The following is a 12,682-nucleotide window of genomic DNA, read 5'->3' as shown; positions in this document are numbered from 1 at the left end:
AGGGAGCAGAGATGAAGGGCATCATTCTCGCAGGCGGCTCGGGTACGCGGCTACATCCAATTACTCGTGCTGTATCAAAGCAACTTCTGCCGGTTTACGATAAACCGATGATCTACTATCCCTTATCGGTACTCATGTTGGCCGGTATTCGTGACATTCTGTTAATTACTACACCTGAGGATCGTCCACAATTCGAGCGTTTACTTGGGGACGGCAGCGAATTTGGCTTACGTCTGAATTATGCTGTGCAGCCTAATCCAGATGGGCTTGCCCAGGCCTTTATTATTGCCGAGTCATTTATCGCGGGAGAAGCCTGCTGTCTTGTGCTGGGCGATAATCTTTATTTTGGTCAGGGATTTAGTCCCAAGCTAAAGAAAGTGGTGATGAACAACAAAGGCGCAACGATCTTTGGTTATCAGGTGATGGATCCAGAGCGTTTTGGTGTGGTGGAGTTTGATGAAAACTTCAATGCACTGTCGATCGAAGAAAAACCCTCACAGCCGAAGTCGAGATGGGCAGTTACGGGTCTCTATTTTTATGATCACCGGGTGGTGGAATTTGCCAAAAAGGTTGAGCCTTCTTCACGGGGAGAGTTGGAAATCACCGCCATCAATCAAATGTATCTGGAACGTGGCGCATTAGCGGTTGAATTACTGGGAAGGGGCTTTGCCTGGCTTGATACCGGGACACATGACAGCCTGATTGAAGCCAGTATGTTTGTTCAAACGGTGGAAAAAAGGCAAGGTTTCAAAATTGCCTGTCTGGAAGAGATCGCCTGGAGAAATGGTTGGCTGAGTGATGATCAACTGGCCTCAGCAGGTGAAGCATTAGTGAAGACAGGTTACGGTCAATATTTGTTGGATTTATTGCATGTCCGTCCTCGTCAATATTAATCCCCTCGACTGGGAGAGCCAGTTTTTCGGCATCCAGTCTGTCAGACTGGAAACGGGTGGAACATTGCCGCTGGAAAGCGCGCTTCAGCATCCTTGTGCGTTGTTTCAAATTAAAGTGCCCGCTGATCAGACCGCCACTATTGACGCCCTGAATCAACATCAGTTCCAGTTGGTGGAGGGCGAGGCGGAGTTGTCCCTCACGATTAAACGAACCGAGCGGCAAACGGGGGTTCGTATTGCCCGTCAAGGCCAGATCCCCGCACTGCGTGAGGCGGCTTCTCAGGCCTTCCGCCAGAGTCGGTTTCGTTCGCCGTGGTTTGCGCCAGAAGAGAGCGGACGTTTTTACGCGCAGTGGATTGAAAATGCGGTACTTGGCACCTTTGATCATCAGTGTCTGGTGGCCTGCGATGACAGCGGTGCGCTGCAGGGATTCGTGTCTTTGCGTGAGGTAGATGGCGATGCCCGCATTGGCTTACTGGCTGTCGTGCCTGCGGCGCAGGGGCAAAGCATTGGTCAGCGCCTGATGCTGGCGGCAGCTGACTGGGGACGTGTACGCCAGCTCGATCGGCTGCGCGTCGCAACACAAATCAGCAATCTCACGGCGATGCGTCTTTATTTACGCAGTGGTGCACGACTGGAAAGCACGGCGTACTGGTTTTACAGGAGAGGTCATGATTCCCTTTAATGCGCCCCCGGTTGTGGGCAGCGAAATCGACTATATGCAGTCGGCCATGAGCAGCGGCAAGCTCTGCGGCGATGGTGGTTTTACGCGCCGTTGCCAGCAGTGGATGGAACAGCGTTTCGGCAGTGCAAAAGTGTTACTGACGCCTTCCTGTACCGCATCACTGGAAATGGCGGCATTGCTGATCGATATTCAACCCGGCGATGAGGTCATCATGCCGAGTTACACCTTTGTGTCCACTGCGAATGCCTTTGTACTCCGGGGCGCAAAAATCGTGTTTGTGGATGTGCGCCCTGACACGATGAATATGGATGAAACGCTGATCGAAGCCGCCATCACGGATAAAACGCGTGCTATCGTACCGGTACATTATGCCGGCGTTGCCTGTGAGATGGACACGATCATGGCGCTGGCGGCCCAGTACAAGCTGTTTGTCATTGAAGATGCTGCGCAGGGCGTGATGTCACGTTATAAAGGGCGGGCCTTAGGCACTATCGGTCATATCGGCTGCTTTAGTTTTCACGAAACCAAAAACTACACGGCGGGCGGAGAAGGCGGTGCAACGTTGATCAATGATGCCAGCCTGGTTGAGCGTGCGGAAATCATCCGTGAAAAAGGCACCAACCGCAGCCAGTTTTTTCGTGGTCAGGTAGATAAATATACCTGGCGCGATATGGGATCCAGTTATCTGATGGCGGATCTACAGGCGGCTTATCTTTGGGCGCAACTGGAAGCCTCCGAGCGTATTAACCAGCAGCGGCTGCGGTTATGGCAGCGCTACTATAATGCGCTAAAACCGCTGGCAGAAAGCGGCCACATTACCTTGCCCACGGTTCCGGCCGACTGTCAGCACAACGCGCACATGTTCTATATTAAACTGCGCGATCAGGAACATCGTCAGGCGTTGATTAACTGGCTTAAAGAGGCCGAAATCCTGGCCGTTTTCCATTATATTCCGTTGCACACTTCACCTGCTGGCCTGCAGTTTTCCCGTTTTGCGGGCGATGACCGCTTCACCACGGCCGAAAGTGAGCGCTTATTGCGGCTGCCGCTGTTTTTTAACCTGTCAGATAATAACCAGAGCACGGTTATCAGCTCACTGCTGAGCTTCTTTTCCTGATGTCATTAGCCAAAGCCTCTGTATGGACGGCCTCTTCAACTCTGGTCAAAATTGCCGTGGGCCTGCTGGTGGTCAAGCTGCTGGCGATCAGTTACGGCCCGGAAGGCGTTGGTCAGGCGGGGAATTTTCGACAGTTGATCACGGTGCTGGGCGTTCTGGCGGGGGCCGGGATTTTCAACGGCGTCACAACCTTTGTCGCGCAATATCGCCAGCAACCGCAGCCGTTGCGCGCGCTGGTTGGAACGGCCTCGGCGATGGTGACAGGCTTTTCAACACTGCTGGCGCTGGTTTTTTTGCTTGCTGCAGCCCCTGTCAGTACCGCCTTGTTTGGGCACGATCGCTATCAAAACGTTATCCGTATCGTTGCTTTTTTGCAGTTCGGCATTGCCTGGGCCAATCTCATTCTGGCTTTAATTAAAGGCTACCGGGATGCACAGGGTAATGCGTTGGCGCTGATGACAGGCAGCGTGACTGGCGTAGCCGGTTATATGCTGTGCTGGGGGCTGGGAGGGTACGCGGGCGCATTAACCGGTTTAGCGATGGTGCCGGCATTACTGGTTATTCCTGCCCTGGTGATATTCAGGTATCGTGTGCCGCTGCCCTTAAGCTGGCTGCGTCCGCAGTGGCAGCCTGAGATGGCGCGTCAGCTGGCAAAATATACGCTGATGGCACTGATCACCGCCGTCACGCTTCCGGTTGCCTGGGTCATGATGCGAAACCAACTTGCCGCTCACAACGGCTGGGCTCAGGTCGGTTTATGGCAGGGCGTAACCAGTATTTCCGATGCTTACCTGCAGTTTATTACCGCAACCTTTAGCGTCTGGCTGCTGCCCACGCTGGCCAGGTTAGAAAACAAAACAGAGATTGCACGAGAGATCGGACGGGCATTGCGCTTTGTGTTGCCGGCTGTCGCGGCGGCCAGCCTGATCGTGTGGGTAATGCGGGATATCGCTATCCGCCTGCTGTTTTCTGCCGCATTCCATGATATGCGGGATCTGTTCGTCTGGCAGTTGTGTGGGGATGTTTTTAAAGTGGGGGCTTATGTTTTTGGCTATCTGGTCATCGCGAAAGCATCGTTACGTTTTTATGTGCTGACGGAAATCAGTCAGTTTGCGTTACTGACCCTGTTTTCCCGTTGGCTGATTCCGTTACACGGTGCCAGTGGCGCAGCGCAAGCCTATATGTTCACGTACATTACCTATTTCGCGCTCTGCTGTGGCGCCTTTACTCTCTACTGCCGAAGAAAATGACTTTGATTCACGTTTTGGGATCGGATATTCCCCATCACAATCTCACGGTGTTGCGTTTTTTTAATGACGTGCTGAGCACCGAACTGCCTGCGCCTGTGGCGCGTCACTTTATGGTGGTCACCAGGCAGCCGGAAAGCCTTAGTGGCTTTGATGCATTGCGCATTGAAACGTTTAGCAGCAAGAAAGCGCTCTCTGAAGCACTTTTACGCCGGGCTAAACAGCGCGAGCAGCGCTTCTTTTGCCATGGACAGTTTAATCCCTGGCTGTGGCTGGCGTTACTGAGTGGCAGGCTGCACCGGTCTCAGGTGTACTGGCACGTCTGGGGCGCCGATTTATATGAAGACTCGCGCAGCCTCAAATTCCGCCTGTTTTATTTTCTGCGTCGTATTGCGCAGGGGCGAATTGCACGTGTCTTCGCGACTGAAGGCGATCTGTATCATTATCAGCAACGCCATCCTTCGGTACCGCGCACCTTACTTTACTTTCCAACCCGTTTACCCACCGCGGCGATAACGCCCCGCCCGGATGACATCCTGACGGTGCTGCTGGGGAATTCAGGCGATGCCAGTAATCGTCATACAGAAGGGCTGGAGGCGATTCGGGCGCAGTTTGGCCAGAATGTGCGTATTGCGGTGCCGCTTGGCTATCCGCCCAATAACGATGAGTATATTGCCCGGATTCAGAATGCCGCTGACAGGCTTTTTCCTCAGGGGCAGGTAACGTTACTGCGTGAAAATTTGGCCTTCGATGATTATCTGGCATTGTTGGCGCGCTGCCATTTAGGCTATTTTATGTTCGAGCGGCAGCAGGGCGTAGGCACGTTGTGTTTGTTGATTCAAGCCAATATCCCCTTCGTGCTGACGCGTAAAAATCCTTTCTGGCGTGATGTCACCGCGCAACAGCTTCCGGTCCTGTTCAGCGATGATGCGCTGACGCCTGCTATCGTTGCAGAAGCGCGCCGACAGCTCATGGGATGCGACAAGCAGCACGTTGCGTTTCTGGCGCCGGGCTATCTCGTGGGTTGGCAGGCGGCGTTGCGCCTTTGCGAAGGAGAGCCTTCATGAGTCTACTGGCGTTTAGTGGTCTGCTGTTAGTCTACGTGCTGTCACTCATGATCATCGTCACGCTGAATGTACGCGAGATGAAACAGGAACGATTTAACTTTCACCTGTTTTTTACCTTGCTGTTTCTGCTGACCTTTTATTTTGGGTTTCCGCTTACCAGCATTCTGGTGTTTCGTTTTGACACTCAGGTGGTGCCGGCCGATTTTTTACTGCAGGCGATGCTGTCTGCCACAGCGTTTTATGTCATTTACTTTGTCAGTTACAAGGTCCGTCTCAGGCCGATGGCGACATCACCTGCCCGGCCCTGGCTACAGATGAACCGTGTGGAGACGCATTTGACCTGTGGCCTGCTGGCGCTGGTCGCCATCGCGACCGTGACGGTTTTTTTCATCCATAACGGCTTTTTATTATTTCGCCTCACAGCCTACAACCAGATCTTTTCCAGTGAGGTTTCCGGTGTCGCTCTGAAGCGCTTTTTCTATTTCTTTATTCCGGCGATGTTGATCCCGTATTTTTTACATCCTACACGCCGTAACTGGCTGCTCTTTCTGATTGTCACCGTCAGTTTTGGCTTGCTGACCTATGCGCTGGTTGGCGGGACGCGTGCCAATATCATCATCGCTTTTGCGCTGTTTCTGTTTATCGGAATTACGCGTGGCTGGATAACCTTATGGATGCTGGCCGTCGCTGGCGTGATGGCCATTGCCGGTATGTTCTGGCTGGCGCTGCGACGCTATAACCTGGACGTAATGGGCGCAGAAGCGTTTTATACCTTTCTTTATCTGACCCGGGACACTTTTTCGCCCTGGGAAAATCTGGCGTTGCTGCTCGAAAATTACCATAAAATCGATTTTCAGGGTTTAGCGCCCATGTGGCGTGATTTCTATGTATTTATCCCGTCATGGCTGTGGCCCGATCGTCCTCTGACCGTCCTCAACAGTGCCAACTATTTCACATGGGAGGTGCTTAATAACCATTCAGGTCTGGCGATCTCTCCTACCTTAATCGGTTCACTGCTGGTGATGGGCGGTATTGGGGCGATAGTGCCAGGTGCTGTGGCTGTGGGCTTAATAATTAAAGGCTTTGATAGCTTGTATAAGCGCGGACGCAGTGAGTCAAATCGCTATACGGGGGCCATTCTGCAAAGTTTTTGTTTTGGTGCGGTATTCAACATGATTGTACTGGCGCGTGAAGGGCTGGATGCATTTGGCTCCCGCGTGGTGTTTTTTTGCCTTATTTTTGCGGCCTGCCTGGCGGTAGCGAAACTGCTTTACGGATTACTGAATCATGTCGGTCTGATTCGCAGCCGTAGAGGACGTCCGCTGCATAGCCCATCCTGACGCTGATGCACCTCTGGTATGAAAGGGAAAAACAATAAAGATATGAGTACGCACACCGGTACACCACGCTACGAGATTCGCGGTATCACCCTGTACGGTTTCGACAGCATGACAGCGTTTGTCGATTTTTTGATGCCTCCATCCGGTATCCGTACAGGTACGTTGGTGGCCATTAATGCGGAAAAGGTTTTGAGTGCTGAACGGGATGCGGCGTTGAGCGCCCAAATCCAGCAGGCCGAATTCAATTACCCTGATGGCATCAGTATTGTACGGTCGATTCGAAAGAAATATCCCCAGGCCTCCGTGCAGCGCATCGCGGGTGCCGATCTGTGGGAAGCCTTAATGCAACGCGCTGGCCGCGAGGGGACACCGGTGTTTTTGATTGGTGGCCGTGAGGCGGTATTGGATGAAACGTGCGCGAAGCTGCGTCGTCAGTGGAACGTCAACATCGTCGGTGCCCAGAACGGTTACTTTGTCCCGTCTGAACGTGAGGCGCTGTGTGCCCGTATTGCAGCGAGCGGCGCAAAGCTGGTGACGGTAGCAATGGGCTCACCACGCCAGGAGCTTTTCATGGCGGATTGCCAGAGGCAGTGGCCAGAGGCGCTGTATATGGGCGTAGGCGGCACCTACGATGTCTTTACGGGACACGTAAAGCGTGCGCCTGTCTTCTGGCAAAAACTGGGGCTGGAGTGGCTCTATCGCTTGCTCGTGCAGCCCAGTCGCTTGCGCAGGCAGTTAAAGCTGGTGAAATACCTGCGTTATCACTGGCGTGGCGATCTGTGATATCGCTGATTAATGCCAGAATTTCGCGTCCGCACAGGCGTAAATGCGTTATTTGTCGACGAAATGCACAAAGCGTAATCAAACGCGCTATTTTCTTTAAAAAGCACTAGACAGGATGGGCGCTTATCTCTAGTATGCACATCCGCAACGGCGCTACGCGCCCGTAGCTCAGCTGGATAGAGCGCTGCCCTCCGGAGGCAGAGGTCTCAGGTTCGAATCCTGTCGGGCGCGCCATTTAGTTTGTGCGTATGAGCTTCGGTGGTATCAGTACCGCGTTAGGTAGAAAGATTTAAATGCTGTAGGTTTGACTTACAACATTCAGTACAGTGGTGGCTATAGCTCAGTTGGTAGAGCCCTGGATTGTGATTCCAGTTGTCGTGGGTTCGAGTCCCATTAGCCACCCCAGATTTTGCTGGGATACGCGAAGGTGGCGGAATTGGTAGACGCGCTAGCTTCAGGTGTTAGTGTCTTAACGGACGTGAGGGTTCAAGTCCCTCTCTTCGCACCAGGCAAAAGAAATTAAAAAAATCGGCGAGTAGCGCAGCTTGGTAGCGCAACTGGTTTGGGACCAGTGGGTCGGAGGTTCGAATCCTCTCTCGCCGACCATTTTTAGAAACCTGTCTGAGAAGACAGGTTTTTTTTCGTCCGTACAAAAGAGGGTGAAGACCACCGAAGGCGGTTTGTGCCGGGCGAAGCGAGGCAACGTTGCGAACGCAAAAACCTGCACAGGAAGCATAGTCTTCTCTCACCAGAACGATCTGCACAAACAGGTTTATCGTCTTGCCGAAAGGACGATGTTCATCTGTGAGAGCGGTTTCTGGTCAGATGTGGTGAGAAAGAAATTTGGTTTGCGTTTCCGCCGTAAGCGGCGCTATTGCTCGTCTGTCCAGCCTGATTTGCTTACGGTAGTTCTGCGGAAACAGGGATTAAGCGGTTGTCGCAGAATTGAGACGCTTAACACATTGTTTTAAATGAAGTTGACGCGCCTTTACTTTACGTGTCGCTTATTTGCGACGTAAAGCGAGTGCTGTGTCGCATTATCCCGACAATTCCCAGGCTGCGCGCAAAGAGTGATAAAATTATTTATTGCTAATTCTTTGTTTTAATTTAATAAAAAAATAAAAAGCGCAACTGGCATGGATTATGCAATAATTAACGCGTAGATGCTCATTCCACCTCTTATGTTTGCTTCGGCTACATAAACCTGGGAATGACGCAGAGCCAATTTTGGGTACCTGTTGTCTGCCTGCCTGTATCGCGAAAGCCTTACAGGATTAACAGACACCACGTTGAGTCGGGTACCTCTCGGTTGTCAAACCGACCTGATTTTACACCTGCTTTCGGCAGGTGTTTTTTTTTGTCTCAACCTGTGGGCGTAAAAAAACCGGGCGAACCCGGTTTTAACAGATCAGGCATCGGGATTGTTCTTTAGCGTCAGTAACAGACCTTCACGACGCATTTTTGCGGCGTCTTCCGGACGGCGCAGACGATCATACACATCCGCCAGCCAGGCGTAGTCAAAAGCGTCGGGGCGCTGTGCCAGCGCCTGTTGCAGGGCTTCCGCTGCCTGCTGCCATTCACCATGGCGCATCAGCAACTGACCCAGGGTGCTGTGCAGTAAAGGCGTGGCACCATGCTGCTTAATTTGCTGACGTAACGCTTTTTCCAGCGCTTCCGGGTTACCGCTTTTAAGGCGCGGCATCAACAGGACAAGACGATCGTCGTAATGACGTTTCAGCCCATCCAGCAGAATCTCCTGAGCGGTATCGTGATCGTCACACTCAATCAAATGGTCAATCATCGCCACCTGCAACGAGGTCTCATGGCGTGTTTTACGGCTCAGATTTCCCCACCAGCGTTTTAATCCCTCACTGCCCTGATCGGCCATCGCCTGATTCATCAGACCCAGCCAGGCCTGTTGTTGCAGCGCAGCGCGGTGCTCTTCACTGCCAATCTGCGTTTTTTCCATGGACGGGAGGATATCAAGCAGGGCGCTCCAGGCACTGGTACGAATATAAGCCTGCTCGGCCAGGCGCAAGACTTCCGGATGACGCGGAGCCACTTCGAGTAAACGATCAATACTGTGGCGGGCAGCGTGATCTTCATGTCGCGCCAGCTGGATGCGGGTTCGGGTAATCTCGACCGGGATAACATCATTACCAGCCAGTTCAGCTGCCCGTTCAAGATGCTGATTAGCCCGCATTTCGTCGCCTCGTTGCTGAGCCGCTTCTGCCGCGAGCAAATAGTTTGCGACAGGAACATCAGCATGGTCGGCGTCTTTGGACAGCAGCTTTTCTACCTGCCTGAAATCACCTTCTGCCAGTTTAAGCAGGGCGTTTTGTGTCTGGCGCTGTGCACGACGGCGCTTGCGCCCGGTAAACCAGCCACGGGTGCGGGCACCCGTCCGAAACAGGCGACGCAGCAGCCACTCCACCGCCAGAATCACTAACAAACTGATAATCAGGATAATGGCAAGGCCGGTCACACTGGTTTCCACATTCCAGTTGTCGGTCTGGATCAGCACATAACCCTGATGGCCGGCAATCATCGGCCCCAGCACAATCCCTGCAATCAACAGGACAAAGAGGATAAATACCTTAAGCATGATCAGCCTCCCTGCTGGTTTGCGGCGGCAGAGGGTTGTGCCATCAGGTTACGCACGCGCGTTTGCATCAGTTGTTCAAGCAACGGCTGGCTTTCCAGGCTGTCTGGCAGATCCATATTGATATCTTGCTGGCTAAGTTCATCCAACTGGGCCAGAAACGCTTTTGTCGAGGCATCGTTCGTATCATACCAGGCACGCACCCATGTTGAGACGGTTTCCAGCGACTGCTTGTAGATCTCCTCCTGATGACGCGGCACGGCCTGGGCCGCGATCAGCAGACGAGAACGAATGTTTTCGCGAAGGTAAACGTCCTGATTCGGGGCCAGTAAGGGCTGGGCAGTGTTGTCCCGGCGACGGATGGTAATAAAGTCATCCATAAAATTGTGCCAGCTCTTCACCAGGTTCTGACGCCATTCGCGAATAGAGCCAGAAAGTTCACCGTTGTCGCTGTCCATCGGCGCGTCATCGCTGTCGTTATCGGCCAGACGTAAATTATCCACGTTGTTTGATAGCTGATTAAGCTTCAGGATAATGCCGTCGTAGTCCACCTGGGAGATAGCCGAAAGCGTACTGATATCCTGCGTCAACGCGCGACGCACATTCATGACGCTGGGATCGTTCATATCTGCCAGGCTGGCATCAGCGCTTTTCAGCAACGCTGCGGCCGTGGTGACATCCTGATCGCTCCACAACTTACGACCCGCCAGTTTCACCAGATAATCTGCCTGAGCCACCAGCCAGCTGCGCACGTCGTTTCCTGAAATGGAGGCTAACTTTTCGCGCAACGCCTGCAGCGCTTTCTCAGAAGCCGCCTGTTGTGCCTGAGCGGTCTCTAACGCTTTTTCTGTGGTGCTCAGCTGCTGAGAAAGCTGCTGTTTATCGCTGTTTGCCTGCTGCTGTAGCTTGGCAAGCTGTTCGCTCAGACTCTGATTGGTTTGTGCCTGCAATTCGGCCTGGTGTTTATCGTTCAGGTATAAACCTGCGCCAATCGCCAGAGCGATGACGATCGCGACCGCTCCCAGGATCATGCCGCCGTTCTTTTGCTTGCGGGGTGGTTGTTCCTGAAGAGAAGCATCGCGATCAACCGCTGGTGTAGTTTCTTCAACCACGGCGGAGGTGTCTTTTTGTTCCGTCATATCTGGCACATCCCATTGTTAAGTTCAACATAACGCGCGCAGTAGCGCATCGTTATCGGCACCTTCGGCTACGTGAATATCCTGCCAACCAAGATTGGCGGCCACAGAAGCCAAACGTTCGCTGACGACAATCAGTCGGCAGCGGAGCAGCCATTCCTCGCGATCGACCTCGGGGAACAGCGAATACAGCTGATGCAACATTTCGCCGCTGGTGACGACCAGCGTAGAAACATGACGATCGCGCCAGCGGCGGCCTTCGATTGCACCGTCATAATGTTTTTGGCAGCGCTGATAACACTCGGCATAGAAGACCTGCGCGCCCCGTGCCATCAACGTTTCTGACAGCAGTTCGCGGCCCTGATTGCCACGCAGGATAAGCGCGCGTTTACCTGACACCTGCTGCAACGTGGCCAGCTTGATCAGCGCCTCGCTGTTTTCCTGTGCATGAGGCCAGGTCACCTGTAAGCCACTCACTGTATGAAACGCTAACGCGGTACTGCGACCAATTGCATAATAGTCCAGGTCTGCGGGCCATGCTTTGACAGCATGCTGTGTATAGTGGATAACCTGCTGCGAGAGCAGAAAGACCATATCGCCCCGGCGCAGCGTGGTTAGCGAAGCCGGTAATGAGGGCAGGTCAGCTCCCGGCGCGAATTCGATCAGGGGCAGGCTCCACGCCTGTTTACCCTGGGCGTGCAGTCGGGAGACCAGCTCTGCCGCTGCGGGTTCCGGGCGCGTGACCAGAATCGTCATACGGGGGGTTGTCCCTGATAAACGTCGTGCAGAATTTCACGCGCACCGTTGTTAAGCAGTTCTTCGGCCAGCGAGATCCCCATCTGCTCGGCCTGAGACCGTGGCCCGCGGCGCTCGCCGCTTACAACGGTACTGCCGTCCGGCGCGCCAACCAGCCCCCGGAGCCAGAGCTCATCACCATTCAGCACCGCAAAACTGCCGATAGGCACCTGGCAGCCGCCTTCCAGACGGGTATTCATGGCGCGCTCAGCTTTGACACAGACAGCCGTATCATCATGATTCAGTGCCTGTAGTAACCCAATTAAGGTGCTGTCATCCAGGCGGCATTCGATGCCCACCGCACCCTGGCCGACGGCTGGCAGTGAAATTTCAGCCGGCAGGAGCTGGCGAATTCGCGCTTCTAGCCCCAGGCGGTTAAGGCCGGCGGCGGCAAGGATAATGGCGTCATAGTCGCCATTATCAAGCTTACTTAACCGCGTGCCGACATTGCCGCGCAGCGAGCGAATGACCAAGTCGGGACGGCGTGCACTGATCTGACACTGACGGCGCAGGCTGGACGTACCAATCACCGCGCCATGAGGAAGATCGTCAATCGACGCGTAATGATTTGAGACAAAGGCGTCGCGTGGGTCATCACGCTGGCAAATGGTGACCAGGCCCAGGCCTGCCGGGAACGCTACGGGCACATCTTTCATCGAATGCACGGCCAAATCGGCACGGTTCTCCAGCATCGCCTGCTCAAGTTCTTTGACAAACAGCCCCTTACCGCCCACCTTAGCCAGCGGCGTATCCAGGATGATGTCGCCTTTGGTCACCATGGGCACCAGTTCAACCTGCAAACCCGGATGGGCGCTCATCAAACGCTGCTGTACATATTGTGCTTGCCACATGGCAAGAGGGCTTTGTCGTGTAGCAATTCTGAAAATTTTGTTTAACATGCCGTTAACCATTTAGATCGTTCATCGAATATCCTATCATCGTTGAGGGAAGGCTGTCAGTTTCAACGGATTGAAAAGAACCGCCCGCAGATTAAACCTGAGATATCAGGCAGTAATC

11 protein-coding genes and 4 tRNA genes are annotated in these 12,682 nt (G+C 53.5%); 11 read left to right on the top strand and 4 right to left on the bottom strand.

Annotated elements, in window-relative coordinates; all coding sequences use genetic code 11:
* Nucleotides 1-11 precede the first annotated feature (11 nt).
* The 11 genes from rfbA to C1N59_RS19950 all read left to right on the top strand — a co-directional run bounded on the left by rfbA (nt 12) and on the right by C1N59_RS19950 (nt 7,738).
* Nucleotides 12-893, top strand: coding sequence for a glucose-1-phosphate thymidylyltransferase RfbA (gene rfbA, locus C1N59_RS20000; protein WP_039339219.1), 882 nt, complete (start codon nt 12-14; stop codon nt 891-893).
* Nucleotides 871-1,578, top strand: coding sequence for a dTDP-4-amino-4,6-dideoxy-D-galactose acyltransferase (gene rffC / locus C1N59_RS19995; protein WP_039339221.1), 708 nt, complete (start codon nt 871-873; stop codon nt 1,576-1,578). Before rfbA ends, rffC begins: the two co-directional genes overlap by 23 nt.
* A complete protein-coding gene (gene rffA / locus C1N59_RS19990; protein ID WP_205958934.1) occupies nt 1,565-2,695 on the top strand; it encodes a dTDP-4-amino-4,6-dideoxygalactose transaminase in 1,131 nt (376 codons plus the stop codon). The genes rffC and rffA overlap by 14 nt, the downstream gene beginning before the upstream one ends.
* A complete protein-coding gene (gene wzxE, locus C1N59_RS19985) occupies nt 2,695-3,945 on the top strand; it encodes a lipid III flippase WzxE (protein WP_394550119.1) in 1,251 nt (416 codons plus the stop codon). Before rffA ends, wzxE begins: the two co-directional genes overlap by 1 nt.
* Complete coding sequence (locus C1N59_RS19980; RefSeq protein ID WP_054634725.1) at nt 3,942-5,009, top strand: TDP-N-acetylfucosamine:lipid II N-acetylfucosaminyltransferase; 1,068 nt, start codon at nt 3,942-3,944, stop codon at nt 5,007-5,009. The genes wzxE and C1N59_RS19980 overlap by 4 nt, the downstream gene beginning before the upstream one ends.
* Nucleotides 5,006-6,349 (top strand): ECA oligosaccharide polymerase, encoded by a 1,344-nt coding sequence (wzyE, locus tag C1N59_RS19975; protein WP_394550118.1) that lies wholly within the window; start codon nt 5,006-5,008, stop codon nt 6,347-6,349. Before C1N59_RS19980 ends, wzyE begins: the two co-directional genes overlap by 4 nt.
* Before the next feature lie 42 nt (nt 6,350-6,391).
* Nucleotides 6,392-7,132 carry a lipopolysaccharide N-acetylmannosaminouronosyltransferase gene (gene wecG, locus C1N59_RS19970; protein WP_006121441.1) on the top strand — a complete coding sequence of 247 codons (741 nt, stop codon included), beginning with the start codon at nt 6,392-6,394 and terminating at the stop codon, nt 7,130-7,132.
* Between the two features lie 157 nt (nt 7,133-7,289).
* Nucleotides 7,290-7,366: transfer RNA gene (locus tag C1N59_RS19965), tRNA-Arg, on the top strand.
* A 95-nt stretch (nt 7,367-7,461) separates the two neighbouring features.
* Nucleotides 7,462-7,537: transfer RNA gene (locus C1N59_RS19960), tRNA-His, on the top strand.
* Nucleotides 7,538-7,553: 16 nt separating this feature from the next.
* Nucleotides 7,554-7,640, top strand: a tRNA-Leu gene (locus tag C1N59_RS19955).
* Between the two features lie 21 nt (nt 7,641-7,661).
* Nucleotides 7,662-7,738 (top strand) — tRNA-Pro (locus C1N59_RS19950).
* An 802-nt stretch (nt 7,739-8,540) separates the two neighbouring features.
* On the opposite strand, the gene hemY is transcribed toward C1N59_RS19950, so the two are convergent.
* Genes hemY through hemC form a run of 4 tightly spaced genes read right to left on the bottom strand, consistent with a single transcriptional unit; the run spans nt 8,541 to nt 12,564 of the window.
* A complete protein-coding gene (gene hemY / locus C1N59_RS19945; protein WP_033737352.1) occupies nt 8,541-9,737 on the bottom strand; it encodes a protoheme IX biogenesis protein HemY in 1,197 nt (398 codons plus the stop codon).
* Between the two features lie 2 nt (nt 9,738-9,739).
* Nucleotides 9,740-10,873 carry a uroporphyrinogen-III C-methyltransferase gene (gene hemX / locus C1N59_RS19940; RefSeq protein WP_375093958.1) on the bottom strand — a complete coding sequence of 378 codons (1,134 nt, stop codon included), beginning with the start codon at nt 10,871-10,873 and terminating at the stop codon, nt 9,740-9,742.
* A gap of 24 nt (nt 10,874-10,897) precedes the next feature.
* Nucleotides 10,898-11,626 (bottom strand): uroporphyrinogen-III synthase, encoded by a 729-nt coding sequence (gene hemD, locus C1N59_RS19935; RefSeq protein ID WP_394550117.1) that lies wholly within the window; start codon nt 11,624-11,626, stop codon nt 10,898-10,900.
* Nucleotides 11,623-12,564 (bottom strand): hydroxymethylbilane synthase, encoded by a 942-nt coding sequence (gene hemC, locus C1N59_RS19930; protein WP_394550116.1) that lies wholly within the window; start codon nt 12,562-12,564, stop codon nt 11,623-11,625. The genes hemD and hemC overlap by 4 nt, the downstream gene beginning before the upstream one ends.
* Nucleotides 12,565-12,682 lie beyond the last annotated feature (118 nt).

It is taken from the genome of Pantoea sp. SGAir0183 (genome assembly GCF_043545505.1).
The sequence above is the reverse complement of the archived record's forward strand: the minus strand, read 5'-3'. Positions and strand labels throughout refer to the sequence as shown.